Genomic DNA, 25,154 nt, shown 5'->3' on the forward strand with positions numbered 1-25,154 from the left:
GGTGCGGTGCTGCGCGCGGTGTGCCTGCTGCTCATCAAGAAAGGCTCGTACGTGCTGGTCGAGGTGGTGGGCTTCCTGCGCCGCTTCGTCAAGGGCGACATCCTGAAGGTGCTGCGCGACATCCAGTTCGCGAAGTACGCCGATCCGATCGTGCGCTACACGGGCGAATTCATCGGCAGGATCACCGGCGTCATCCGCCGCCTGCGCGCCGAGCTGCTGAAGGTCGATGCCTTCCACTGGCTGGCCGACGTGCTGCGCAAGCTCGATGAGCTGGAGCGCGCGTTCTACGCGGTGCAGACGAGCGCGGTGCGCGCCATTCCGCGCGCGCTGGTCGAGTTGGACGTACGGCTGCAGCAGATGCTGTCCGAAGCGCTGCCGCACAACCCGCGGCCGGCATTGGCTGGCGTACCGGCTGGTACCCCACATCCGGTGCAGCCCAGACCCGAGCGCGTGCCGGCGATGCCGAGCAATCCGCTGGGGCGGCCGGAGGGCACCGCAGCGCCGCAACGGCCGCAAGGCGCGAAGCCGGGGACCAATCATCATCCGGAGAATCCACGCGAGCCAGTTCCCAGACCGGAATCCGGCATTGACTACGGCCATATCCTGGGCGCGGACTACACGAAGAAGGGAAAGCCCACCGGAGGGCATTCCCTCGTGAAGGGCGATGTGCGGGTCTTGGAAGGCACGGAGACTGCCGCCGATGCAACGGGCGTCTATCAAGCCACGGTGCAAATGCCTGACCCAAGCAAGCCCGGTGAGTGGGTGACCAAGACAAGCAACAATGGACGGAACTCAATGTTCCCCAAAGACTGGTCAGAAGCCCGCATCAGAGACGAGGTCGAGGCGGCCTTTTCCTCCCCCAACAAGGTCGTCGTCAAGGACAAGTGGATGTCTGTGACGCCATCTGGGGTACGGGTCGAGGGTTATCTCCAACCGCGTACAACTGTGTACCCGATCTACCAGGGTGCCCCCAAGGAATGAGGCTACCGTGAAGCTCAAGTTCTGCTACCTGTCGGGCGGACATCATCCCATTGCGGGAGATATCTTGTACCCGGTGCAACTCATTTCCGACGGCCCGGAAGCCGAGCGCTATCAGCGATATCTGGCCAGCCCACTCGGAAGTGCTGCCCGCGATCCGCAAGCCTGCGATAGGCTTTCTGACGCCATAGCGAGGGTCAAGTCGGGGGAGCTCGAGGAGTATCTATTTGACGCGGATGATGTCGAGCTCAGCATTCGCCGGGACTTCATTCAATGCGATATCGTGGTGAACAATGACTGGGTCGGCAATCCCGCGGGGCGGATTGGACTGCAGCTATGGCAGCTCGCACTCGACGGATGGCGCAAGTTTCTCGACATGCCGAAGAGCATTGAGTCCACTGTCGAGATTGAATTGCCCGAGGAAAGCGCATAGAGCCGCTGTCTTGCTGGGGCGCAACGTCCATCGGTGTCCGGGTCGAGGGCTTCGTACCTCCCGAAAAGACTTTCCAGGGCTTTTGGCGATGCACATGATGTTGACTCTCTCTTGGTCTTCGCGCGAAGGCCATCTGGTACCCGAATGCCGATCGGATTCCCGCGATAACCATGGCGTCAGCCCACTGGAGGGTTTGCTCATTGACGACGGTGGACAAGGTCAATCGACCTCTATCCCATGGCTAGAAGAAGGCCTCCGTGTACTCGCCGCGGTGAAGCGGGGCAATGTCCAACACGGTGACTGGTCGCGAGACGCATGGGCTGCGGATCTCAGCATCGATCGCGTCCGCGTCTATTCGCTCTATGACGAAACTTGCGCAGAGACGCTTTCGCTCGAGTCGTTCGAACGCGCATTGTCGACCTGGCACCAGTTCGTACGATCGCAACCTGACTTTGCAGCGACGGTAAGCGTGGCTCTCTGAGACTCGTCCGCTGGAGCGCTGCAGATGACGCAGGACATGGACGAGGACTTTGCGTACTTCTACAAGGACAAGGGCTTCGGTCCGGCGGTTCACAGCCAGGCGGTACCTGAAGCCTCGCTGGCAACGTTCCAGAGCAAGCTGCCGGATCAGTTGCTGAGCTACTGGCGCCGGTACGGCTGGAGCGGCTACGGCCAGGGCTTGTTCTGGCTCGTGGACCCGGACGTGTACGAGCCGGCGCTCGAAGCCTGGATCGGCGACCTGCCGTTCAGGGAGCAGGACGCGTACTACGTGATCGGCCGCAGCGCCTTCGGGGAGCTGTTCCTGTGGGGCACTCGATCCGGCCCGAGCCGGATCATCAAGTCACTGTGCGGCATGGTCTTTCCCCGCGACAACTCCGAACGAATTCGGGCCGGCAGGGCTGATCAACTCGCCAAATCCTTTGTCGTCGGACAGAAGAAGTCCGATCTGGATCAGAAAGATCACGTCGACAAGCCCCTGTTCGACAGGGCCCTGAAGAGGCTCGGCCCGTTGGCAGCAGACGAGATGTACGGTTTCGAACCCGCCTTGGCCGCAGGCGGCCGAGCCGATCTGGCTACGATGCGGAAGCTCAAGTGCGTCGAACACCTCGTCATGCTGGCGCAGCTGGGTGAACGTCAGGTGATGCGGGATGTGGTGCAGGATGCCAAGCAGGCGGGGTTGATGTAGCCGTTAAGCCAGGCGGCGACACGTGGACAAGTATTTCGGGTACTTCTACAAGGACGAAGGCTTCGGCCCGGCGATTGATAGCCACCAGGTTCCTGCCTCAACCATCGAAAGATTCAGGGGCAGGTTGCCGGAGCAATTGCTGAGCTACTGGCAGCTCTACGGTTGGAGCGGCTACGGTCAGGGCCTCTTCTGGTTGGTGGACCCCGATGAGTACGAGCCCGCTCTGGCGGCTTGGATTGGCGACACGCCGCTGATGGAACAGGACGCGTACTACGTGATTGCGCGCAGTGCGTTCGGCGAACTCTTCCTGTGGGGCGAGAAGTCAGGTCGGAGCCTAACGATCAAAAGCCTGTGGGGCACGATGTTTCCCGCTGACGACTCCGATGCATTGAAGGCTGGCCAGGCGGATGCCATGGTTCATGCCTTCTTGGCCTCCATGGACAAGGACCGCCTGGATCAGAAGGACCTTCTGGACAGACCTCTGTTCGACCGCGCTGTGAAGAAACTAGGGCGGCTAGCGGCCGATGAGATGTACGCGTTCGAACCCGCATTGGGCGTAGGTGGTCAGGCGGACCTGAGGAACCTCCGCAAGCTGAAGTGCGTCGAGCACCTGGTCATGCTCGCGCAATTGGGCGAACGTCAACTGATGCGCGACATCACGAAGGACTTGGCAAAGACGAGATGACGATGAACTTCCGAGCCATCCTGGCGAAGTTCTCTACCGCGGTGCTGTTGACCGCCCCGCATGCAGGCACCACCCAAGCCGCCGAGCGCGACCTCATCGTGCGCGCGCTGACCTTGTCGCATGTCGCGCTCGCGGGCAAGGTGCTGGTGGGTTGCGAGTACGCCCACCTGGCCGCCGGGGCCACGCGCGCCCTCATCGCACACCAAGGGAAAACCCCAAGTCGCTAAACGCCCTCCCACGGCGTCTTTCCCATAGTGACTTAATGCGGCCCCCAAAGACCTTAAGGCGCGAAACCGCAGCGGCGACATCCAGGAGTAGCACCATGCTGAACGCCCCGACCTCCAGCCTGCCCCGGCCCGCCTCGCCGGTGACGAAGCCGGTGCCTGACGCGCTGCCTTCGTTCGCCAACCGCGCCCTGCCCCTGCCGGTGGTGGTGGATGCGCCGGGCGAGATCGAGGGCGGATGGCCCAAGCCGGAGGCGGTCGGCCTGATGGTGGGCCATTGCACGCTGGGCGCTCCGCCGCAGGGCTGGCGGCGCGAGGACATCGTCAGTGCCGTGATGAAGGTGACCTTCGACGACTGGCAGGGCGGCATGCCGCTGGCCAGCAGCCGCCAGGTCGGCGACTACAAGCGGCTGACCAGCGGCCCTTCGGGCGAGGGCCAGCACACCTTGACGGTCTTCCAGCGCGACGAGATCGACTGCCTGACCGGCCGTGCCCATACCGCGACGCTGGCGCTCGACGGCCAGCGCGCCACGGCCAGTGCACCGCGCCATGCCTCGCTGCAGGTGCAGGGCGTGGTGGTCGACAACACCGAGTCCCTGGAAGTCAGCCCCGGCGACGTGCGCTTCGAGACCTACCAGACGCGCCGGCTGATGCGCCGCGAGTACCACGCCGGCCACTTCGAGATTTGCCTGGCGCTGAACGCGGAGTCGCTGCAACGGCTGCGCGAGACCGGCACGCTGACCTTCTTCACCGGCTCGGACGACCAGGCCTACCCGCTGGCGCTGCGCCGGGCGACGCTGTCGGTGACCTACGGCGAGCGCCGCGCACACGAGAACGAGGTCGAGGCCGATGCCCAGGTGCTGGGCGGACTGGCCAGCATGGCCGGCCGCTGGCGCCTGCCGGGCGACGCCGAGCGCTGAGCCGGGCGGCTCAAGCGCTCAGGCCGTCGTCGCCGCGCGCGGCATCAGCCGCACAGGGCAGGCCGGGAAGCGGCCCCAGAGCCCTTCGCACACGCGCCGCCGGCATGCGCGCGAGGCCTCGCGATCATCGGGATGCGAAGCCTTGCAGCGCTGCACCCGTTGATCGACAGCAGCCCGCGTAACCGCCCGTGCGCCGACCGCGGGCTGGGGGGCGCCAGAAGCTGTACCCCCCGGATGCGCGGGCGCCTGCGCCGGCCCGCCGCCCACATGCGCCATCAAGGCCGCCACCAGGTCAACGTCCGGATCGCGGCCGGGCTCGGGGACCGACGGCGCCGGCGCGGCCGGCTTCCGTGACCCCGCCGCCGGGGCGGCCGCGGCGGCCTGACGCGCAGCATGGGACTGACGCGCTGCATGGGCAGGACCGGCCTCATGTGCAGGACGCGCCGCATGCGCCGGACTGCGCTGCGCGCCACGCGGCTTCGACTGCAGCTCTGGCCGCGGCGCCGCGCCAGGGGGCGGCAAGACCGGCGCCGGCGCCGGGACCGCTGTTGTCGTCGCGGCCGCATCCGCAGCCGCAGATGCAGCCACGCCGGGTTCGATCATCGCCGACGGGGCGGCCGATGCCTCGGGCGCCGGCTCGACCGCCGCAATGGGCGGGATCGGTGTCGCGGCAGCGACGTCCACCTTGGAAGCTAGGGATGCCGGCTTAGGGATGGACTGCAACAGCGGTTGCCGCCAGGCAAACACCCCCAAACCCAGCGCCAGCAGCGTGGCTGCCGCCAGCCACCGGCGCCAGGCGGGGGTGGAACGCGAGGCAGCCGCCGGCGCAACCCCTAGACCATGCAGCATGCGCAGCCCATCGGCTTGATCGCCTCCGGTCTTCATGGGTGTTATCAAGCTGGGCCTTGCGGCGCCGGCGGCTTGCAGCGGTGGATCGGTACGGGACAATGCGCGCTCTTTTCTCGCAGCGGGTTCACGGGCGGCGGCAAGCCTGCCAGAACCCGGCGCGAAACGCTACTGTCCAAAGCCCGCGGCCGTGGGATGCCGCTGCTCCGCGACCGATGGTCATTGGTGTCATTTTGTATTTTCTGTTCGCCACCGCGCTGCTGGCCTGGTGCTTTCTGCCGTCGGTGCGCACCAGCTTCCAGGCACGCGTACTTCAGGCGTTGGCGTGGGGCCGCACAGTGCCGCGCCCCTGGTCGCGTGCGCGCCTGCGCGGCATGCGCCGCATGCGCCTTCCACTGCAGCCAACGCTGGCCGACGCCGGGGCCGCGCTGCAGCGCCATCGCCTCGCGCTGCTGGCCGCGACCGGCGCCCTGCTGCTGCTGCCGGCCCTGGCGCTCGCACTGCGCAGCTGGTGGCGGCTGGACGGCTTCGACCACACCGCCTCCCGCGCGGTCGACGCGCACGTGGCCGCGCTGCTGCAAGGCGAAGAGCTGGTGCCGCCCCCGCCGTTGCCACCCGAGCTGTTCAGCGCCCGCGAGGTCGAGGCGCTGCGGCCGATGCTCGGCACCGCCAGCCGGCAATGGGAGTTGCTGGATGCGGAATTCCGCCGCCGACTGCTGCTGGTGTTCAAGCTGCTGAAGAACCAGCACGGCTACGACGCGGTGCTGCTGGAAGGCTACCGCAGCCCCGAACGCCAGCAGGCGCTGGCACAGCTGGGGTCGGGGGTCACGCAGGCCGCCGCTTTCGAGAGTTATCACCAATACGGGCTGGCGGCCGACGTTGCTTTCCTCCGCGAAGGGCGCATCGTCATCTCCGAGCGCGACCCGTGGGCGAAAGCCGGTTACGAGCGCTATGGCGAACTGGCAGCATCGCTCGGCCTCGTGTGGGGTGGCGGCTGGAGCAGCCTGGCCGACTTCGGCCATGTCGAGCTCCGGCGCCCCGGCGTGCTGCCTCCACGCACTGCTGCCGGCACCGCTGCCGGCACCGCGCCGCGCTAGCCCGCGCACACAACATCGACAGGGAGAAAGCATGGGAAGACCCGTCATCCTGCTGGGCGACGTCCACAGCCACGGCGGCCGCGTGATCTCGGCCGCGCCGGCCACCGATCACTACGGCATCCCGATCGCCCGCCTGGGCGACGCGGTGACCTGCCCGGTGCACGGCGTCAACGCCATCGCCACCGGCGATCCCACCTGCATCATCGACGGCCAGCCCGTGGCCCGCAACGGCGATGTCACGCAGTGCGGCGCGGTGATCCGGCATCGCCAGTTCCCGACCATCGACCACCTATGAGCGCGCGTGGCCGCTGCAGAGCGCTCACGCCGCCGCGCGACCAGCGCGACGGCTCCCTGATGAGCGCGGCGCGATGAGCAGTGCCCCTGCGGCCACCGCAGCGACCCCGGCGGCCCCGGTAGCCGCACCGGCCCGGCGATCCTGGCTGCACGGCCTGGCGCTGCTGGTGGCCGTGTGCAGTGCGGTCTGGCTGGCCGTGCTGTGGCGCTGGCAGGCGAGCGGGCACGAGGTCACGGCCGCTGACTTGGCGATCTATCTGGGCCTGCTGCCGCTGCTGGTGTTCGGCTTCGTGCTGGCGCTGCGCCGCGCCTGGCGGGGCGCAGCCGAGCGCCAGGCCGCCGCCGCAGCGGCATCGGCCAGCCGCCCCGTGCCCGGCGCGCCAGCCGCTGCCGCGGGTGACGAGGAAGCCCTGCGCCACACCCGCGTGCAGCTGCTCGGCGCGAGCCTGCTGTGCGCCTGCGCCGACAGCCCCGCCGCACTGTTGGTTGCCGGCCAGGCCGGCCAGCCGCTGCCGGGCCTGGACAAGACCTTGTGCAATGCCGAGGGCCTGCCGGTGATGAGCCTGCGCATCGCCGACCTGCCGCTGCCGACGCTGGCCGAGTTGCAGGCGCCCTTGCTGCAGCCCGCCGAGGGCCGCATGCCCATCGAGCCGGCCGAGCATGTGCAGCGCGCGCTGGCCGCGCTGATCGGTCCGCTGACCCGCGCCGTGCAGGCGCTGCAGCCCTGGCAGCCGCTGTTCCACGATGAACGCCAGCCCGCGGCACCGGCGCTGCTGCTGGCGTGGCCGGCCTGGTGGCGCGAGCCCGAGCAGGCCCTGGCCACGGCCACCGTGCGCGCCTTGCTCGCCAGCCCGCCGCTGGCGGCCATCGTGCCGGCGCCGCGCTGGCAGATCGGCGCGCTGCCGCTGCCCGAGGGCGAGGCGCGTGACACCGACCCCCGCGGCATCAGCCTCTGGGCCGAGGCCGACCGCCGCCTGTTGCACCTGCAACGCGCGCCCCGCCCGGCACCGCTGCTGATCGCCGCCGCGCACAGCGAGCTCAGCGACGAAGCGATCGCCCGGCTCGAGCAGCAGCGCCGCCTGTTCTCGGCCAGCAGGCAGCCCAAGGGCCTGATGCCCAGCGAGGCCGCCGCGGCGCTGGTGCTGGCACCGGCCCACTGGCCGCCCGCGCCTGACGAGACGCTGCCCGCACCGGTGCTGTTGCACCGCCCGGCCCTGGGGCTGCGCGACAAGTCGATCGAAGCGCCCGGCAGCGTCGGCAGCCAGGTGCTGGACGAGGCGCTGCAGCATGCCCTGGCCGCCGCCCGCCTGCCGGCGGCCGAGGTGGCCGCCGTGGTGGCCGATGCCGACAACCACAGCCCCCGCGCCACCGAGTTGTTCGGCGCGCTGCTGAAGACCCTGCCGCAGATCGACCCCGCCGAGCACCTGAGCATGACCGGCGCCGTGGCCGGCCATGGCGAGGCCGGCGCGCTGATGGTGGTGGCCTGCGCCGGCGCGCGCGTGCAGGCCGAGGCCCGGCCCTGCCTCGCGCTGTCGCTCGGCGATCGCCAGTCCCGCCTGGCCCTGCTGGCGCGCGCGGCCGATACGCCTGCACCGGCACCCGCGGCATGATGCGCTTGCTTTGTACGTTATTCGATTCCTGCCTTCCACCGACACCCGCCCGATGACCCGCTTCTGGACCTTCCTGCTCGACGCCCGCGTGCTGGGCGTGCTGGGCCTCGCCGCGCTGGCCGCCTTCCTGTTCATCGGCGCGCGAGAGCTCGAAGTCGCGCTGGTCTACGCCGGCCTGGCCCTGGCCCTGGCGCTGCTGGTGTGGGGCGTCGTCTGGGGCGTGCGCAAGTGGCGCGCGCTGAAGGCCGCCAAGGCGCTGGAGCAGGCGATCGAGGACGATGCCGAGCAGGCCACGCTGCGCATCCGCGCCGAAGACCGCGTGCCGGCCGAGGCCGTGCGCGACCGCCTGCTGAAGGCGGTGAAGACGATCCGCAGCTCGCGCCTGGGCGAGCTCACCGGCTCGGCCGCGCTGTACGAACTGCCCTGGTACATCGTGATCGGCAACCCGGCCGCCGGCAAGAGCACCGCGGTGCTGAAGTCGGGCCTGAACTTCCCGCTCGCGGCCGACGGCGGCAAGGCCGAGTCCGCGGTGATCCAGGGCATCGGCGGCACGCGCAACTGCGACTGGTTCATGACCAGCGAGGGTATCCTGCTGGACACCGCCGGCCGCTACTCGGTGCACGAGGAAGACCATGCCGAATGGCTCGGCTTCCTCGGCCTGCTGAAGAAGCACCGGCCCAAGGCGCCGATCAACGGCATCCTGATCGCCGTCAGCGTGGCCGAGCTGGCCCAGGGCAAGCCCGCGGCCGCGATCCAGCTGGCCAAGCGGCTGCGCCAGCGCGTGCAGGAACTGACCGAGAAGCTCGAGGTCTTCGCGCCGCTGTACCTGGTGTTCACGAAGGCCGACCTGATCTCGGGCTTCGTCGAGTTCTTCGAGGACTTCGACCGCGGCGAGCGCGACCGCGTGTGGGGCGCGACCCTGCCTTACGAAGTGAGCGGCCCTGGCAACGCAGAAGGCGAGTCCCGCACCGACGCGGTGGCCGCCTTCGACCGCCACTTCGACGAGCTGCGCGACGGGCTCAAGGAAATCGCGCTGGCCCGCATGTCGCTTCAGCGAGGCCAGGCCCTGCCCACCGGGTTGCTCACCTTCCCGCTGGAGTTCGCGGCCGCCAAGCCGGCCTTGCGCTCGTTCGTCGCCACGCTGTTCGAGGACAACCCCTACCAGTTCAAGCCGATCTTCCGCGGCTTCTACTTCACCAGCGCGGTGCAGGAAGGTGCGGCCACCAGCCGTGCCAGCGAGGACGTGGCGCGCCAGTTCGCGCTGAGCGCGCGGCGCGAGCGCGACACCGCCCGCGTCGTCGCCGCCAACGGCTTCTTCCTGAAGGACTTGTTCCAGCGCGTGATCTTCGCCGACAAGCAGCTGGTGCGGCAGTACGCCAGCCGGCACAAGCAGCGCGCGCGCAACCTCGGCTTCGGCGCCGCGGTGGCCGCGTTGGCACTGCTGCTGGCCGCCTGGAGTTGGACCTGGCTCGGCAACCGCCAGCTGATGGCCGACGTGCAGGCCGACCTGGCCAAGGCGGTGAAGCTGCAGGCCGAACGCGTCGACCTCGCCTCGCGCCTGGAAGCGCTGGAGGTGCTGCAGTACCGCATCGAGCAGCTCGGCGCCTGGCATGACCAGCGACCGTTTGGCCTGGGCTTCGGCCTGTACCAGGGCGAGGCCATCGAGGCGAAGCTGCGGCAGGAGTACTTCGCCGGCCTGCGCCAGGTGATGTTGCAGCCGGTGGCGCGCGCGATCGAGGGCTACCTCGGCGAGGTGAATGCCAATGCCGCGCAGCTGCTGCCGCTGTCGCGCCCGCCCGAGTCAGGTGCGCCGTTGCTGGCGGCCGCGCCACAACCGGCCGGCGCGGCGTCGGCCGCGATGGCCAGGGCGCCTTCGCGTTATGTCGAAGCCTCGGCCAGCGACGTGGAGGAGGCCTACAACGCGCTGAAGACCTACCTGATGCTGGCCGAGCGCCAGCGCATGGAACCCGGCCACCTGAAGGACCAGATCGCGCGCTTCTGGCGCGGCTGGCTTGACGCGCAGCGTGGCAGCATGCCGGTGGAACAGATGAAGCGCCGCGCCGAGGCCATGATCTCGTTCGCGATGGCCAGCCTGCAGGACCCGGCCTTCCCGGTGCTGGACAACAACTTCAGCCTGGTCGACCAGACCCGCGCCAACCTGCGCCGCGTGATGCGCGGCATGCCCGCGCGCGAACGCGTGTACGCCGAAGTGAAGGCGCGCGCCGCGACGCGCTTCCCGCAGGTGACGGTGGCCAACATCGTCGGCGAGCAGGGGCGCCAGAGCATCGCCGGCAGCCAGGTGGTGGCCGGCACCTTCACGCGCGAGGCCTGGGAGGGCTACATCGAGAAGGCCTTCAAGGAAGCCGCGGCCGGCGAGCTGCAGAGCACCGACTGGGTACTGCAGACCGCCGCGCGCGACGACCTCACGCTCGAAGGCAGCCCGGACCAGATCCGCAAGTCGCTGACCGAGCTGTACAAGACCGACTACGTGCGCGAGTGGCAGCGTTTCATGCAAGGCATTGCGGTGGCCGAGTTCGGCAGCTTCGAGGACGCGGTGCAGCACATGAACCGGCTCGGCGACCCGGCCGATTCGCCGATCAAGCGCCTGCTGGCCACCTTGTACGACCAGACCTCCTGGGACAACCCGGCCCTGCTGAACGAGCGCCTGGGCCAGGTGCAGCGCGGCTTCATCGAATGGTTCAAGCAGTCCATCCTGCGCCAGGCGCCTTCGCGCGTGGAGGTCAAGGTCGATGTCAGCGGACCGAACCCGGGCGTCGCGATGGGGCCCATCGGCCGCGAGTTCGCGATGCTGGGCAAGCTGATGGCCCCGCGCGACGGCGGCAGCGCACCGCTGATCAACGACTACCTGAAGGCGCTGGGCAACGTGCGCTCGCGCTTCAACCAGATCAAGGCCCAGGGCGACCCCGGGCCGGCCGCGCGCAAGCTGATGGCGTCTACCCTGGACGCCAGCGGCTCCGAGCTGGCTGACGCGGTGAAGCTGGTGGAAGAGCAGATGCTCACCGGCATGAGCGACTCGGCCCGCGCCACATTGCGCCCGCTGCTGCTGCGCCCGCTGATGCAGAGCTACGCGGTGCTGGTGGGTCCGGCCGAGACCGAGCTGAACCGCGCCTGGGTGGCCCAGGTGCACGAGCCCTTCCAGCGCACGCTGGCCGGCAAGTACCCGTTCGACACGAACTCGAAGATCGAGGCCGTGCCGCAGGACGTGGCCAAGGTCTTCGGCCCCGAGGGCGCGGTGGCGAAGTACGCCAACGATGCGCTGGGCCCGCTGGTGATGCGCCGCGGCGACAGCATCGTGCCGCGCACCTGGCTGGACATGGGCGTGCGGCTGCGGCCCGAATTCAGCGCGCAGTTCGCGAGCTGGGTCGCGCCGCTCGACGGCGTGGCGGCGGCGGGCGCGGCCGGTGGCGGCGGTGCTGCGGGCGCCGGCGGCGCCAGCGCCGTGGCTGCCGCGCAGACCAGCTTCCAGATCCTGCCGCAGGGCGCGCCGGCCTTCACCGAATACACGATCGAGATCGACGGCCAGGTGCTGCGCTACCGCAACAACGCCGCGGTGTGGACACCCTTCGTCTGGCCCAACCCGACCGGCACGCCGGGCGCGCGCATCACCGGCGTCTCGCTGGACGGCCGCACGGTCGAGCTGCTGAACGTGCCGGGCCGCTTCGGCCTGCAGCGCATGTTCGAGACCGCCGAGCGCCGCAAGCTGCCCGACGGCAGCCACGAACTGAGCTGGTCGCAGGGCCAGCAGACGGTGACGATCCAGTTGCGCGTTATCTCACAGCCCGGTGCCAGTGCACCGGCGAATGCCAGCACCGCCCCGGTGACCGCCACCGCCGGCCTGCGCGGCCTGCGCCTGCCAGCGGCGGTGGCGGGCAGCGACGAGCGGCTTGCCACGGCGACGGCCGCGCGCCGCGAAGCCGCCTCCGGAGCCCTGCGATGAGCCGCCTCCAGGCAACCGAGGTGGTGTACTTCGGCAAGCTGCCCGCGCGCGGCGACTTCGTGCGCAATGGCGACGCCCATGGCCTGACCCAGCGGCTGGACGAGTGGTTGTCGCAAGGCATCGAACGGCTGGCCCGCGACCCGCGCTGGAAGGAAACCTACGACCAGGCCGCCCATGCCAGCTTCGCCTTCCTGGGCGTGCGCAGCCGTGCCATCGTGGCCGGTCACCTGCTGGCCAGCAGCGATGCGTCCGGCCGGCGCTTCCCCTTCGTCGCGGTCGGCCAGCTCGAGGTGGCCGCCCCGCTGGCCTTCATGCAGCGCGCGCCGCTGGCGCTGGCGCCGCTGTGGGGCCAGCTGACGCAGGCCACCGAGGCCGCGCACCAGGCCAGCGACGTGGTGCCCTCGCTGAACCGGCTGGGCCAGCTGCGGCCCGAGGTCGACATCGATCCCCAGGCCCACGAGGCCGGCTTCCAGGACTTCCTCGAGCTGCAGACCGTCGGCTCGCTGCAGGCGCTGCTGGGCGCCGCCGACCCGATGGTCGACCTGCGGCGCACGCTGCTGGGGCTCGGCCTGCTGCTGCAGCCGGTGCCGGCCAGCGGCGTCGAGCGCCTCGACAAGGGCCTGCGCCTGCCGCTGCCGGCCGATGCGCAGCAGCAAGCCCTGGTCGCCGCCCTGTGGCTGGACCTGGCCGCGCGCTTCCTGATCCGCGGCGACTTCGAAGTGGCGCTGTTCCTGCCGCAGCCCGGCAGCGGCCGGCCGCCGAGCCTGGCGATCGGCTTCTCGGGCGACGCGCCCGCGCTGCTGCATGCGCTGCTCGACCCGCTGGTGGCCGGCGAACAGTTCATCGACCTGCACGCGCCCGAATGGGTCGACGACTCGGCCGACCACCACGACTACGCGGTGCGCAAGCTCGGCAGCTACCTGCAGCAGCCGCAGCTGTCGCTGGCGCAGGCGCGCAGCACCTTCAACGAAGCCTTTCTCGGAGAGTGAACGTGGTTGTCAGGACGAGCTTGAACGCGCCGGTGCGCCGACTTCGCGGCGCGACCCTGGTCGCTGCGCTGCTGTGGACCGGCACGGCAGCGGCCCAGCAGCCTGCGCCAGCCGCGGCCGCCCCCGCGCTGCCCAAGGTGGTGGTCTCCGGCACCGTGCCGGACGAGGCCACCCGTGCCGCCATCCTGGCCCGGGTGCGTGAGGTCTATGGCGCCGATCGTGTGATCGACCAGCTCGGCGTCGGCCCGCTGGCCGCGCCGCCGAACTGGAGCCAGCAGGTGCAGAAGCTGCTGACCACCGACTTGAAGCGCGTGTCGCAGGGCCAGCTGAAGGTCGAAGGCAACGTGGTCGACATCGCCGGCCAGGTGGACAGCGCGCAGACGCAAACGCAGCTGGTCAAGACGTTGGCCACGCGGCTGGACAACCCGACCTACACGGTGCGCGACAACCTGCGCGTGGGCGCCAGCAGCCAGCAGGTGCTGGACGCGGCGACGGCCAACCGCATCGTCGAGTTCGAGACCGGCAACGCGACACTCACCCCGGCGGGGCAGCGCGTGCTCGACGAGCTGCTGCCGGTGCTGCAGCAGCTGGCCGGGCGCCACTTCGAGATCGTCGGCCACACCGATGCCGAGGGCTCGCGCCAGGGCAACCTGCTGCTCTCGGCCGCGCGCGCCGAATCGGTCAAGGCCTACCTGGTGCAACGCGGCATTCCCGCCGCGGCGCTGGCCACCTCGGGCGTCGGGCCGGACCGGCCGGTGGCCGACAACGCCACCGTCGCCGGCCGCGCGCGCAACCGGCGCATCGAGTTTCGCGTGCTGGCCTAGCGTCGATGTGACGCGGCCGCCGCCGCGACCTCAACTCTGCCGTGGCGGCTCGATGCCGAGCAGCTCCTCCAGGTGCGCCAGCGAGCCGCTGTCCTTGACGACCGTGCGCAACCAGCTCTCGAGGTCCATCGCGCCCCAACGCGCGGCCTTCTCGGCCAGGTAGGCCACCGGGCTGTGCGGCTCGGTGCGGCGGAAGAAGTCGGCCACCTGGCGCAGCTGCTGCAGTGCCTGCGCGCGGGTCTGCAGCGGGCCGCTGCCTGCGGCGCTGGCGGCGACGGCCGTTGGCCCACCGGCATCAGCCGCCGCGGCCGCCGCCCCGTCCGCGTCCTGCGGCAGGTCGGCCAGCAGCGCCTTCAGCGCCTCGCGAGCATGCGCAAAGCTCGGGCCATCGGCCCCCAGCTGCGCATCGACCACCGCCTGCAGCCGGACCAGCGCCTGCAGCGCGGTCTCCACCTCGGCGCGGCGCGGCGTGCCCTGCGCGCGCAACGCGCGCACCAGCGGGCCGACCCGGCCTAGCAGCCAGCTCAAGGCGCCCACGCGCTGTTCCATGTCTGCGCCATCGGGCAGCGGATGCAGGGCCGGCCAATGCCGGTCCACCAGCGCCGCAGCGAGCCGCAGGCCGTCGGCCAGGCCGGCAAAGCCGCACTCGCGCGCCCAGGCATCGGCCAGCCAGCCCACCAGGCGCAGGTCCTTGCTGCGCGTGCTCAGCAACTGCACGCACAGCGCGCGGGTGGCGGGCCAGTCGGCCGTCTTCGGCTCCTTGCCCTTTTCCTTCCACTCGCCCAGCGGCAGGCTGGGGTCGTCCTCGCGCCGCAGCTCGGCAATGGTGTCGAATTCGGCGCTGAACGACAGGTCTTCGCCGCAGCCGTCGCCAGCGCCTTCCAGTGGCAGCAGCAATGCCTCAATGGGGTCCATCGCCCGCAATTCTGCCCGCGGTCGCTAACGCCGAAGCGGAGCGAACAAGCCGTTACAGCAGCACTGCCTGGTCTAGGGGGGTGAGGGGCCAGGACACGACTCGATAATCCGCCGCCTCGGGAACATGGCGCAGGGAGAGACGAGGCATGACACTCGGATGGCCGTCGTCCGGCATCCTCGGCACGCTGGCTTCGGCCGCGGCCAAGCCACTGGGCATGCTGAGTTCGGGCGCACTGGGCGCCACCCTGCTCGGCGAACTGGGCAGCCGCCTCGATTTCGCGCCGCTGATCGAACAGCGCGGCCGCCTGCTGCAGATGGCCACCGCGCTGCCCACGCTGGCCTTGATCCCCGAACGCGCGGTGCTGCGCGAAGCCATCGGCCAGCCCTTCGAACTGGTGGCCGACTGCATCAGCACCTCGGCCTACTTCGAGTTGAAGCGCCTGATCGGCGAGCAGATGAGCCTGCGGCTGCTGCAGCCCGGCGGGGACTACAAGCCCTGGCACGGCTATGTCCTGGAGGCCGCGCAACTCGGTGCCGACGGCGGCCTGGCGCGCTACCGCCTGGTGATGCGCCCGTGGCTGAGCCTGCTGGACCTGCGCCGCGACTGCTTCATCCACCAGGACCGCGACCTGCGCGAGATCCTCGAGGACACCTTCGCCGACTACCCGCAGGCCAACTTCCGCTTCGAGCTGGCCGAGCCCCTGCGGCGCCGCAGCCTGTGCGTGCAGTACCGCGAGACTGACTTTGCCTTCGTCAGTCGCCTGCTGGCCGAGGAAGGTCTGAGTTATCACTTCGAGCACGACAACTCGGGTGCCGACCTCTCCACGGCCACCAGCGCGCTGCACACACTGGTGATCACCGACCGGCACTACCAGCGCCCGGACCTCGGCGACATCCGCTTCACCGCGCAGCACCCGACCGCACAGCTCGACGGCCAGCGCGATGCCATCACCCAGTTCGCCGCGCGGCGCAGCCTGCAGGCCAATGCGGTGACGCTGGGCGCGTGGAACTACAAGCACCTGGCGGGCACCACGGCCGAGACCGCCACGGCCCTGCCCATTGGCGAGCTGCCCGAACTGGAGGTCTACGACGGCGCGGGCGCCTACCGCTACGAACACCCGCTGCATGCCGAGCGCGCCGCCGAACTGGCCTTGGCCGCTCTGGAACTCGACTTCAAGCGCTTCGAAGGCCAGGGCAGTGCTCGCCACCTCGCCGCCGGACGCCGCTTCAGCCTGATCGACCATGCGGCCTACGGCGCGGGCACGAGCAACGGCCTGGTCGATGAAGTGATCGGCCGTGCGCGCGCCGACAACGCCTTCGTGCTGCTGGCCGTCGAGCACCACATGGCCAACAACCTGGGCGCCCAGGCCGCGCAACTGCTCGACGCCACCGAGCTCGAGCACGGCACCTACCGCAACCACTTCCATGCCGCGCCGGCCGCCGCGGTGGTGGTGCCCCGGTTCCAGCGCAAGCCCACCGCGCCGGGCCTGCAGACGGCGCTGGTCGTCGGCCTGGACGGCGAGGCGCTGAGCACCGATCGCGACCACCGCATCAAGATCCAATTCCCGTGGCAGCGCGGCGAGCGGCCACTGGCCGGCGGCCTGGGCCATGACCCCGGCTCGCCAGACGTGCAGGGCAATGCCCCGGGCAACGAGACCTCCGGCACCTGGGTGCGCGTGGCCTCGCCCGCAGCAGGTGCGAACTGGGGCGCGCTCTTCACCCCCCGCATCGGCACCGAAGCGGCCGTGCAGTTCATCGAAGGCGACATCGACCGCCCGCTGGTGATCGGCAGCCTGTACAACGGCCAGGATCGCCCGCCGTTCTCCGCCGGCATCGACGCCGGGGTCAACCACCCCGGCGTGATCTCCGGCCTGCACAGCCACAGCCTGGACAGCGCGGGTTTCAACCAGTGGGTGCTCGACGATGCCACCGGCCAGTTGCGCATGCGCCTGCTGTGCAGCTACAGCCTGGCCGAGGTCGGCCTGGGCCACCTGATCCAGCAGAGCGACAGCGCCGCCCAGCGCGGCGCCTGGCGCGGTTCGGGCTTCGAGCTCGCGACCCAGGCCTGGGCCAGCCTGCGCGGCGCCAAGGGGCTGCTGCTGACCAGCGCCGCACGCGCGGGCAGCTACGGCTCGGCGCAGTCCACGCAGATGGATGCCGACGAGGCCTTGGCCAAGCTCATGGCCGCACGCGAGCTCGGCACCCAGCTCACGCAGGCCGCGCGCCATGGCCAGGCGCACGGGCTGTCCAGCCACGACCAGGCCCAGGCACTGCACAAGCTCGCCGACACCATCGACCCGCAGCAGCGCGGCAAGCACGAAGGCACGGTGGGCGGCCAGCCCGCGCTGCAGCAGGACGAGGCCCGCGCGACGACCGACCCGGTGCATGCGTTTGCCGACCCGGTGGTCGTGGCCGACAGCGCGGCCGCCGCGGTGCTGGCCACCGCGGCGCAGATCGCCGCCAGCGCGGGCCAGGACGCGAGTTTCACCGCGCACGGCGATGTTCAACTCACCGCCGCGCACACCTACTCATCCGTCTCGGGCAAGACCACCAGCCTGTACGCGCACGAGGGTGGCATCCAGGCCTTTGCGGCCAATGGCCCGGTCTCGCTGCGCGCGCACGCCGACACGCTGCAGATCCTGGCCGACCAGCAGATCACCATCGTCTCGGTCGACGACGAGATCCACATCGACGCGCCCAACCGCATTGAGCTGTTCGACGGGCACAGCTCCATCGTGCTCGAAGGCGGCGACATCACCTTCACGCTGCCCGGGCTGTACTCCGCGCCGATGAGCACGCATGAGTTCATGCCGGCCGGTGGCGGCAGCCCGGAATTGACGGCGCTGCCGCAGGGCACGGTGAAGGAGCCGCCGAACGATCTGGAGCTGCACTTCCACTACGACGACCTGACGCCAGTGGACGGAGCCACGTACAAAGTGAGTTATGAATCCGGCGAGGTGTTCACCGGCACGCTGGACGGCGCGGGTCACCAGCTCATTCCAGGCGTACCCAAAGGGCGCTACCGCGTGGACTTCGGCGAGGATGCACGTGCCTGGCAGGCGCCGCCGCTGCCACCCGATGCGGCCAGCTTCAAGCAGGCCGATGTGCAGGCCATGGGCCGCGAGATCCTCGAACACGCGGTCACGCACGAGGCGGCACGCGACGTCGGCGCCGACGACGAGAACGACGGCGAGGGAAGACATCCATGAGCAGCGTCGTCGCCACCGCTCCCGGCAGCCAGACTGGCCGCCGCTCGCAGGTCGAGAGCTTCTTCCGCACGCTGATCCTCGGCGACTTCGAAGACCATCCGAACACACCCGCCGAGATCATCGGCGGCCTGATCTCGCTGATCCCCATCCTCGATCAGGTGATGGACGTGCGCGACATCGCGGCCTGCCTGTACAAGATCAACCACCAGGGCGGCTTCAAGAACGCGACGCCCGACCAGGTGGTGAACCTGGGCTTCGCGGCCATCGGCGCGATCCCTGAGATTGGCAGCGTGTTCAAGACCGTCTTCAAGCCCCTGTGGCGCGAACGCCGGCTGGCCAAGGGCGCCGTCAATGGCGGCGTGCAGGCCATCGAAGCCATGCTGGGCATGAAGCAGGGCGGCGCGATCCGCTGGATCCGCGAGGAGCTGCTGGGCAAGTGGGCGGCCCGCACCCAGCAGGCGATCGCGCAGGTGAACCTGGCGATGGACAGCTGCATCGCGCTGCTCGACTTCGTCGCCAACGCCAGCGGCTGGAAGGCCTGGCTCATCCCCGACAGCGTGCAGCAACTGGCCCGCGGCCTGCTGCCCGGCATGAAGGACATGCGCAGCGGCATCCATGACACGATGAACCGCGCCAGCGCCGAGATCGAGATGTTCCTGAAGGACCTGCTCGGCGAGCAGGCCGCGCGCATCGTGATGAACGCCGGCGAGCGAGCCATTGCGGCGTCGGCGACACCCGGTGCGCGCTCGAACCAGCATCACGCGCACAATGCTGCGGCGGTCGCGCCGAAGGGTGGCGAGCTGCCGCGGCAGGGGCGGCACAAGACGCAGGCCAAGGACACCGTCGATACCGGTCGAGGAGCGGGGAGCTCACACAAAGCCGTTCAGCGGACTCGGCAGGTCTTCGGCACGATGGCGCACATCGCCACCGGCCTCGTCGGGGAGCACATGGTTGACTACCATGAACTGAAGCGCCTGGGCGGCAGTTTTCCGCACGACTCGTCGCACCGATTCCCGACCGGCGCGTCCGTCGCGAAGATCAACGCCGACAAGCGCCCTGTGAATCTCAGCATTGAAGACCTGCCCAAGGTGCCGTACAAAGGCATCGATGCTGTGTGGCAGCACGGCAGTGCCTTCACGGTCACGGAAGCCAAGGCACGCGGCAGTCTTGTCGTACTCGAAGCAGTCGCCGCGAAGAAGGCTCCGAAGGAGCTGAAGTCTCTGGATGACAAGATCCTCTATCTCTTGTTGTCGACCAGCGCCGCGGAAGAGGGTGACGGAAAGACGTTGATCCAGATGTCCCCGGAATGGGTACAAGATCGAGTCAGTGCCGAAAAAGTTCCGGATCATGCCGAGGTCGCGATTAGGGCTAGCCTCTGTGATCGCAGAGTCGTGCTTGTCACGTTTGAGTCTGCCGGTGCCGTGCCTCACGCTCAGGCGCTTTCCGAGCTGGAGCTGGGCGTCCCTATTGGCGAAACACTAGCGCATTCAGAACATGGGACTCAAAAGACCTGGATGAAGCAGGACATTGATCGACTTGCGAGAGTCAAGCTGGCGCGCAAGCAAGTAAGGGATCAGCGTCGAGACCCGGCCACCCCGACCAAGGGTGTCAAAGGAAGCAAGGGTTCCTAGCGATGACGCCAAGGCAACCTGCCCCTCCGTCGCTGCTGCCTGACCCGATGACGTCTGCGGAATTCAGGAGGCGCCGGCGCCAACGCTTTTTGACGCTCGACACCTACCGGTTGAATGAAAACTGGGCGCGAAAGTCAATTGCGACACTGCGTGCCGCCATCCCAGTCCATCAGTCAGAAGGAAGTTTGAACCCCATCGGGCAACGCGGAATTTTTGTCGACTTGCTTGACTTGACACGTCTCCGGTTCACTGCCGGCGAAACCGCCGAAGAAGTATCTGAGACCTTCGATGGCGCCTTCGCTTGGCTATGCAAGTGGCACTCGGACTACCTTCCGTACTACATGCAGGTGGCCAGTGAATTCCCGGTCGGTTCAAACGTGCCTGAGACCGATCTGGCCCCGACGCCACTCGATCTCGAGTACCTCGAGGACTTTCACCGGATCATTACCGTACTGAGCATCGCGATCCTGCTCGGAAAAGGGGAATCGATTCGAATTGCGGCGGATCTGCTGCGGTCCGTCCGCGGCACGGATATGCTGGTCGAAGAGTTGCTTTCACCGGTCTTACAGCCCTTCATTAGCCGGGAGTTCTTTCATGTCGAGCCCTACGATCCCTTGATCGATGCCTACTACACGGCCAGGTCGAAAGAGGAGTCCGTCACCTACCTCGAAAGATTTCTGAAGTCTTGGTATCCCGCGATGAAGGCGTGCGCCTGGCACGACAGCCACTTGGTCCAGAAGGGCTTCCGGGACCACATGGTGTACCCGAAGGATCTGGTGGACTGGGCGCGCCAGAACGACTCGCTGGGCAAGCTGCGCGCCGCTGCAAAGGTTGGCTCGAAGGAACGCGGCCCCCGTTGCGAAGGGGGACAGCCTTGTCCGCGCGAAGGCCTGTGGTTCAGCCCGGCCCAGCCGGATTCGGGGCGGCGCTTCAAGCAGGGGGAGCAAATGCCGGTGCTGGGCGGGGCCTGGGGGCTGACGATCTGGCAATGGGAGGCCGATCGATAGCTGCGCGGCCATCACCCGCTTCACTGCGTGGGTCGTCGGGGGTTTCAACAGAGCGTCTGGGAGGACGACATGCAGATGAGAAAGCGCCCATTGTGGGCAGTGTTGACGTTTGCCGCTTTGGCTGGCTGTGGTGGTGGCGAGAGTGAGCCCAGGCATGAGCCCGCTACGTCGGCGCTGCTGGCATTGGGGTCTGCGGCGGCACCTGCCGCGCACGCCAGTGCGGGCCCTCAGCGTCGCGCACAAGCCTACTCGGCAAACTTGGCGGACAAGCTGTTCGCCTTCGCCGAGTCGAGCCACGCGGAGCTGTTCCCAAACCACCAGGCGACGCAGTCGTTCGATGGCTGGTCCTATCGGTACTACCCGGAGACAGGCATCTATCTGGCCGTGATCGGTGACGGGGTGTATGGCTTGGGTGGCGTGTTCGGTACGCATGTTCAGTCACTGGGCCCGATCACCCAGTTTGTTGAAGCGCCTGCCACTGGCAAAGACCGGCCACTGACCGCGAGCATCCTGGCGCAATGCCCGGAGGCTTCGGCATCCAGCTCGCCGGAGTTCTACAAATGCATGGTGGGTTACCTGAACGGCGTGCAGAAGTTCGACAGCAGCAAGAGTTGCCGGCTGGAGATCAGCGAGACGGGGGTGGTGACCTTGAGTTCGCAAGGCAGCAGCGTGGCGGTGGCGCCGGCCTTCGCATTTTCCTTCTATAGCAAGACCGGCAGCGCTGGCTTGATCGCATTCACCATCAAGGCCCAGGACACCTCAGCGTACGCCAAGAAGATTGAAGTGTCCGCAGCGGCGTTCGCGTTGAGTTTCAGCAGCGGCGGCACGCTCTCTGCCGAGGCCACGCCGTCAGGCTCGAACACAGCCAGCATCAGCTGCACACTGACCGTACCGAAGTAGGTTTTCTCAACTCTGGTGACGCACCCCCCGCACCCGAGCCTACCGGCGCGTCGACTGCGGCATCGGCGATGCGGGCGGCCATCAGGCCTCTCGGGTCTGTCGGGCATGGTCTGCAAAAGACGCGGCCACCGCCGCGGCCAGGCGCGCGTTGTTCAGCACCAGCTGGATGTTGCTTGCCAGGCTGTGGCCGCCGGTCAGCTCGTTCACCCGCGCCAGCAGGAAGGGCGTGACCGCCTTGCCCTGCACACCCTGGCGCTGCGCATCGGCCAGCGCCGCGGCAATCGCCGCATCGATGCGCTCGCGCGGCAGCGCATGCTCGGGCGGGATCGGGTTGGCGATCACCACACCGCCGCCCAGGCCCAGCGTCCACTTGGCATGCAGCAGCCGTGCGATGTCGGCCGGCTCGTCGATGCGCTGCTCGAGTGCGAAGCCGCTGTCGCGGCTGAAGAAGGCCGGCAGTTCGTCGGTGCGGTAGCCGATCACCGGCACGCCGTGGGTCTCCAGGTACTCCAGCGTCAGCCCGAGGTCGAGGATGGACTTGGCGCCGGCGCACACCACCGCCACCGGGGTGCGCGCCAGTTCCTGCAGGTCGGCCGAGATGTCGAAGCTGGCCTCGGCCCCGCGGTGCACGCCCCCAATGCCCCCGGTGGCAAACACCCGGATGCCGGCAAGCGCGGCGACGATCATCGTCGCGGCCACCGTGGTGGCGCCAGTGGCCGCTCGCATCACGAGGTAGGGCAGGTCGCGACGGCTGACCTTGGCCACCGCGCTGCCACCGCGGCCGAGCTGCTCGATCTGTGCCTGCGTCAAGCCCGCCTGCAGCCGGCCGCCGATCACCGCGATGGTGGCCGGCACCGCCCCGTGGCGCCGCACTTCGTCCTCCACCGCCAGCGCGGTCTCCAGGTTCTGCGGCCAGGGCATGCCGTGCGAGATGATGGTCGATTCCAGTGCCACCACAGGCCGGCCGTCGGCCAGTGCGGCGGCCACCTCGGGATGCAGGTCGAGCAGCGGGTTCATCGGGGCTCCAGGGTTCTGGCGAGCTTATCAACAAGCGGGCGCCAGCCCGGCGCGGCACAGCCCGGGTGCCACAATCCCGGCCCGATGTCCTACCGCTTCTCCGAGCGCCTGCCGCTGTACCTGGACCTGATCCGTTGGAGCCGGCCCGCGGGCTGGCTGCTGCTGCTGTGGCCGACGCTGGCCGCGCTGTGGATCGCCGACGATGGCTTCCCGGGCTGGCACCTGCTGAGCGTCTTCATCGCCGGCACGGTGCTGATGCGCAGTGCCGGCTGCTGCATCAACGACGTGGCCGACCGCGCGTTCGACCGCCATGTCGAGCGCACCGCGCAGCGCCCGGTGACCAGCGGCAAGGTGCCCGTGCAGGAGGCTCTGGCGGTGGGCGCGGTGCTGGCCTTCGCCGCCTTCCTGCTGGTGCTGACGACCAATCCGCCGACGATCCTGCTGTCGTTCGCGGCCTTGGCGATCACGCTGCTGTACCCCTATGCCAAGCGCTTTGTGTCGATGCCGCAGGCGGTGCTGGGCATTGCCTTCAGCTTCGGCATCCCGATGGCGTTTGCCGCGGTGCAGGGTGCGCGGGAATGGTCGCTGGCCGCGGTGGGTGCCGCGGTGCCGCCGCAGGCCTGGTGGCTGCTGCTGGGCAACCTGTTCTGGGTGCTGGCCTACGACACCGAGTACGCGATGGTCGACCGCAACGACGACCTGAAGATCGGCATCCGCACCTCGGCGATCACGCTCGGCCGCTTCGACGTGGCCGGCGTGATGCTGTTCTATGCCGTGTACCTGGCCAGTTGGGGCGCGCTGACGCACAGCCTGGGCGCGGGCCACTTCGCGTGGCTGGGCATCGCGCTGGGCGCAGCGCAGGCGCTGTGGCACTTCACGCTGATCCGCGACCGCTCGCGCGCCGGCTGCTTCAAGGCCTTCCGGCTGAACCACTGGCTGGGCGCCAGCGTGTTCGGCGGCATTGCGCTGGACTACGCGCTGCGCTGAACCGCCGCGGCACGAGCGCGGCGCTCAGCCGCCGAACTCGTCGCCCAGCTCTGCGGCGCGGCGCTGCGCCGCGCGCACCGCCTTCACCAGCGCCGGCCCCACACCATCGGCCTGCATCGATTGCAGCGCGGCGTAGGTGGTGCCGCCCTTGGAAGTGACGCGCTCGCGCAGCACCGCGGGCGGCTCGTCGGACTGCGCGGCGAGGGCCGCCGCGCCGTCGAAGGTGGCCAGGGCGAGCTGCTTGCCCTGCTCGGGGCTCAGGCCCATCTCGACGGCGGCCTGCATCATCGCCTCGACGAAGTAGAAGACATAGGCCGGGCCCGAGCCCGACAGCGCGGTGACGGCGTCAAGGTCGGCCTCCTGCGCCACCCACAACCGCTGGCCGGTGGGCGCGAGCACCTGCTCGACCAGCGCACGGTCTTCGGCCCGCACCGCCGCGGTGGCGAACAGCCCGGCGATGCCGCGGCCGATCAGCGCCGGCGTGTTGGGCATGCTGCGCACGATGCGCGTCGCGCCGGTGGCGCGCGCGATCGCGCTGCTGCGGATGCCGGCCATCACGCTGAGCTGCAGTGCGCCGCCCACATGGGCCGCGCAGGGTGCGGCCGCCTCGTTGAACAGCTGCGGCTTCACCGCCCACACCACCAGCGCGCTGCCGGCCAGCGCGGCATCGGCCGCGCCCTGCGTGCGCACGCCGAAGCGCGATTGCAGGCTGGCACGTTGCGCCTCGCCGGGGTCGACGACCAGGATGTCCTGCGGCGCGCGGCCGGCCTTCAGCAGGCCGCCGATCAAGGCGCTGGCCATGTTGCCGCCGCCGATGAAGCTGATCCGGGTCGAGGAGGTATCCATCGCGGCAGTGTATCGACCGGCTCCGGCGCAAGCCCCGGCGGCGCAACGCGTCATACCCACCTTCGCGGCGCCCATGCAAGAAATGCATAGCGCCCCACAAGCCGGTGCGGCGCGCCTACATTGCGCGCCCAGCGGCTGTCGGGCGCCTGGCCCACGAGGCTGGTTGCCGAGCGCGGCCGCACAGCACCTTCCTCCACAGGACCACCATGACCCTCTCGTACGTCACCCCCACCGCAGACAGCCCCTGGGGCACCTACCTGTCGCAAGTCGACCGCGTGATTCCCTACCTCGGCTCGCTGTCGCGCTGGGCTGAATCGCTGAAGCGGCCGAAGCGCGCGCTGATCGTCGACGTGCCGATCGAGCTGGACGACGGCAGCATCGCCCACCACGAAGGCTTCCGCGTGCAGCACAGCCTGTCGCGCGGGCCGGGCAAGGGCGGCGTGCGCTACCACCCGGACGTCACGCTCGAAGAGGTGATGGCCCTGTCGGCCTGGATGAGCATCAAGAACGCCGCGGTGAACCTGCCCTACGGCGGCGCCAAGGGCGGCATCCGTGTCGACCCGAAGAAGCTCTCGATCAAGGAGCTGGAGCGCCTGAC

Annotated in this window: 22 protein-coding genes; 18 read left to right on the forward strand and 4 right to left on the reverse strand. The window is 69.2% G+C overall.

Annotated elements, in window-relative coordinates:
• From ACILR4_RS25305 to ACILR4_RS25330, 6 genes are all read left to right on the forward strand, one after another.
• A partial coding sequence (locus ACILR4_RS25305; protein WP_395703673.1) for an EndoU domain-containing protein occupies positions 1-981 on the forward strand: 981 nt, incomplete at its 5' end.
• 7 nt (positions 982-988) lie between these two features.
• Entirely contained in the window at positions 989-1,411 is a 423-nt protein-coding gene (locus ACILR4_RS25310) for a hypothetical protein (RefSeq protein ID WP_395703674.1), read from the forward strand.
• Positions 1,412-1,916: 505 nt separating this feature from the next.
• Positions 1,917-2,597, forward strand: coding sequence for a GAD-like domain-containing protein (locus tag ACILR4_RS25315; protein WP_395703675.1), 681 nt, complete (start codon positions 1,917-1,919; stop codon positions 2,595-2,597).
• A gap of 22 nt (positions 2,598-2,619) precedes the next feature.
• A complete protein-coding gene (locus ACILR4_RS25320; RefSeq protein ID WP_395703676.1) occupies positions 2,620-3,282 on the forward strand; it encodes a GAD-like domain-containing protein in 663 nt (220 codons plus the stop codon).
• A 2-nt stretch (positions 3,283-3,284) separates the two neighbouring features.
• Positions 3,285-3,509, forward strand: coding sequence for a hypothetical protein (locus ACILR4_RS25325; protein ID WP_395703677.1), 225 nt, complete (start codon positions 3,285-3,287; stop codon positions 3,507-3,509).
• A gap of 95 nt (positions 3,510-3,604) precedes the next feature.
• Entirely contained in the window at positions 3,605-4,426 is an 822-nt protein-coding gene (locus ACILR4_RS25330; RefSeq protein ID WP_395703678.1) for a hypothetical protein, read from the forward strand.
• A gap of 18 nt (positions 4,427-4,444) precedes the next feature.
• Here the strand turns inward: ACILR4_RS25330 and ACILR4_RS25335 are convergent, their stop codons facing one another.
• Positions 4,445-5,311 carry a hypothetical protein gene (locus ACILR4_RS25335; RefSeq protein ID WP_395703679.1) on the reverse strand — a complete coding sequence of 289 codons (867 nt, stop codon included), beginning with the start codon at positions 5,309-5,311 and terminating at the stop codon, positions 4,445-4,447.
• A gap of 176 nt (positions 5,312-5,487) precedes the next feature.
• Here ACILR4_RS25335 and ACILR4_RS25340 point away from each other — a divergent pair, with 176 nt between their 5' ends.
• From ACILR4_RS25340 to ACILR4_RS25365, 6 genes are all read left to right on the forward strand, one after another.
• On the forward strand, positions 5,488-6,369 hold the full coding sequence (locus ACILR4_RS25340; RefSeq protein WP_395703680.1) for a M15 family metallopeptidase: 882 nt from the start codon (positions 5,488-5,490) through the stop codon (positions 6,367-6,369).
• Between the two features lie 31 nt (positions 6,370-6,400).
• The gene (locus ACILR4_RS25345) at positions 6,401-6,664 is read left to right on the forward strand and encodes a PAAR domain-containing protein (RefSeq protein ID WP_395703681.1); all 264 of its coding nucleotides are present in this window, start codon (positions 6,401-6,403) and stop codon (positions 6,662-6,664) included.
• 73 nt (positions 6,665-6,737) lie between these two features.
• Positions 6,738-8,273, forward strand: coding sequence for a hypothetical protein (locus ACILR4_RS25350; protein ID WP_395703682.1), 1,536 nt, complete (start codon positions 6,738-6,740; stop codon positions 8,271-8,273).
• A 52-nt stretch (positions 8,274-8,325) separates the two neighbouring features.
• Positions 8,326-12,231, forward strand: a complete 3,906-nt coding sequence (gene tssM, locus ACILR4_RS25355; protein WP_395703683.1) for a type VI secretion system membrane subunit TssM — start codon at positions 8,326-8,328, stop codon at positions 12,229-12,231.
• Positions 12,228-13,220 carry a type VI secretion system-associated protein TagF gene (gene tagF / locus ACILR4_RS25360; protein WP_395703684.1) on the forward strand — a complete coding sequence of 331 codons (993 nt, stop codon included), beginning with the start codon at positions 12,228-12,230 and terminating at the stop codon, positions 13,218-13,220. The genes tssM and tagF overlap by 4 nt, the downstream gene beginning before the upstream one ends.
• 32 nt (positions 13,221-13,252) lie before the next feature.
• Entirely contained in the window at positions 13,253-14,044 is a 792-nt protein-coding gene (locus ACILR4_RS25365) for an OmpA family protein (protein ID WP_395703685.1), read from the forward strand.
• Positions 14,045-14,074: 30 nt separating this feature from the next.
• Here ACILR4_RS25365 and ACILR4_RS25370 read toward each other — a convergent pair whose 3' ends face one another.
• Positions 14,075-14,959: a type VI secretion system ImpA family N-terminal domain-containing protein gene (locus ACILR4_RS25370; protein ID WP_395703686.1), complete on the reverse strand. Its 885-nt coding sequence runs from the start codon at positions 14,957-14,959 to the stop codon at positions 14,075-14,077.
• Positions 14,960-15,105: 146 nt separating this feature from the next.
• Here ACILR4_RS25370 and ACILR4_RS25375 point away from each other — a divergent pair, with 146 nt between their 5' ends.
• The 4 genes from ACILR4_RS25375 (at position 15,106) to ACILR4_RS25390 (ending at position 21,706) form a co-directional block, all read left to right on the forward strand.
• A complete protein-coding gene (locus ACILR4_RS25375; RefSeq protein WP_395703687.1) occupies positions 15,106-18,168 on the forward strand; it encodes a type VI secretion system Vgr family protein in 3,063 nt (1,020 codons plus the stop codon).
• Positions 18,165-19,799 carry a hypothetical protein gene (locus tag ACILR4_RS25380; protein WP_395703688.1) on the forward strand — a complete coding sequence of 545 codons (1,635 nt, stop codon included), beginning with the start codon at positions 18,165-18,167 and terminating at the stop codon, positions 19,797-19,799. Before ACILR4_RS25375 ends, ACILR4_RS25380 begins: the two co-directional genes overlap by 4 nt.
• Positions 19,800-19,888: 89 nt before the next feature.
• Positions 19,889-20,806, forward strand: coding sequence for a PoNe immunity protein domain-containing protein (locus ACILR4_RS25385; protein ID WP_395703689.1), 918 nt, complete (start codon positions 19,889-19,891; stop codon positions 20,804-20,806).
• Between the two features lie 258 nt (positions 20,807-21,064).
• On the forward strand, positions 21,065-21,706 hold the full coding sequence (locus ACILR4_RS25390; protein WP_395703690.1) for a hypothetical protein: 642 nt from the start codon (positions 21,065-21,067) through the stop codon (positions 21,704-21,706).
• 81 nt (positions 21,707-21,787) lie between these two features.
• On the opposite strand, the gene ACILR4_RS25395 is transcribed toward ACILR4_RS25390, so the two are convergent.
• On the reverse strand, positions 21,788-22,723 hold the full coding sequence (locus tag ACILR4_RS25395) for a pseudouridine-5'-phosphate glycosidase (protein ID WP_395703691.1): 936 nt from the start codon (positions 22,721-22,723) through the stop codon (positions 21,788-21,790).
• An 84-nt stretch (positions 22,724-22,807) separates the two neighbouring features.
• Here ACILR4_RS25395 and ubiA point away from each other — a divergent pair, with 84 nt between their 5' ends.
• Positions 22,808-23,710 (forward strand): 4-hydroxybenzoate octaprenyltransferase, encoded by a 903-nt coding sequence (gene ubiA / locus ACILR4_RS25400; protein WP_395703692.1) that lies wholly within the window; start codon positions 22,808-22,810, stop codon positions 23,708-23,710.
• A 24-nt stretch (positions 23,711-23,734) separates the two neighbouring features.
• Here the strand turns inward: ubiA and proC are convergent, their stop codons facing one another.
• The gene (gene proC, locus ACILR4_RS25405; RefSeq protein ID WP_395703693.1) at positions 23,735-24,556 is read right to left on the reverse strand and encodes a pyrroline-5-carboxylate reductase; all 822 of its coding nucleotides are present in this window, start codon (positions 24,554-24,556) and stop codon (positions 23,735-23,737) included.
• A gap of 206 nt (positions 24,557-24,762) precedes the next feature.
• Between proC and ACILR4_RS25410 the strand changes: the two genes are divergently transcribed.
• On the forward strand, positions 24,763-25,154 hold a 392-nt coding region (locus tag ACILR4_RS25410), incomplete at its 3' end, for a Glu/Leu/Phe/Val dehydrogenase dimerization domain-containing protein (protein WP_395703694.1).

Source organism: Aquabacterium sp. (assembly GCF_044226965.1).
Taxonomy (GTDB): Bacteria; Pseudomonadota; Gammaproteobacteria; order Burkholderiales; family Burkholderiaceae_C; genus Pseudaquabacterium.

Bases quoted from the DNA above. Each gene is read 5' to 3' on its own strand.
- ACILR4_RS25315 (WP_395703675.1), top strand. From the start codon at position 1,917: ATGACGCAGGACATGGACGAGGACTTTGCGTACTTCTACAAGGACAAG.
- ACILR4_RS25325 (WP_395703677.1), top strand. From the start codon at position 3,285: ATGAACTTCCGAGCCATCCTGGCGAAGTTCTCTACCGCGGTGCTGTTG.
- ACILR4_RS25330 (WP_395703678.1), top strand. From the start codon at position 3,605: ATGCTGAACGCCCCGACCTCCAGCCTGCCCCGGCCCGCCTCGCCGGTG.
- ACILR4_RS25335 (WP_395703679.1), bottom strand. From the start codon at position 5,311: ATGAAGACCGGAGGCGATCAAGCCGATGGGCTGCGCATGCTGCATGGT.
- ACILR4_RS25340 (WP_395703680.1), top strand. From the start codon at position 5,488: ATGGTCATTGGTGTCATTTTGTATTTTCTGTTCGCCACCGCGCTGCTG.
- ACILR4_RS25345 (WP_395703681.1), top strand. From the start codon at position 6,401: ATGGGAAGACCCGTCATCCTGCTGGGCGACGTCCACAGCCACGGCGGC.
- ACILR4_RS25350 (WP_395703682.1), top strand. From the start codon at position 6,738: ATGAGCAGTGCCCCTGCGGCCACCGCAGCGACCCCGGCGGCCCCGGTA.
- tssM (WP_395703683.1), top strand. From the start codon at position 8,326: ATGACCCGCTTCTGGACCTTCCTGCTCGACGCCCGCGTGCTGGGCGTG.
- tagF (WP_395703684.1), top strand. From the start codon at position 12,228: ATGAGCCGCCTCCAGGCAACCGAGGTGGTGTACTTCGGCAAGCTGCCC.
- ACILR4_RS25370 (WP_395703686.1), bottom strand. From the start codon at position 14,959: ATGGACCCCATTGAGGCATTGCTGCTGCCACTGGAAGGCGCTGGCGAC.
- ACILR4_RS25375 (WP_395703687.1), top strand. From the start codon at position 15,106: ATGACACTCGGATGGCCGTCGTCCGGCATCCTCGGCACGCTGGCTTCG.
- ACILR4_RS25380 (WP_395703688.1), top strand. From the start codon at position 18,165: ATGAGCAGCGTCGTCGCCACCGCTCCCGGCAGCCAGACTGGCCGCCGC.
- ACILR4_RS25395 (WP_395703691.1), bottom strand. From the start codon at position 22,723: ATGAACCCGCTGCTCGACCTGCATCCCGAGGTGGCCGCCGCACTGGCC.
- ubiA (WP_395703692.1), top strand. From the start codon at position 22,808: ATGTCCTACCGCTTCTCCGAGCGCCTGCCGCTGTACCTGGACCTGATC.
- proC (WP_395703693.1), bottom strand. From the start codon at position 24,556: ATGGATACCTCCTCGACCCGGATCAGCTTCATCGGCGGCGGCAACATG.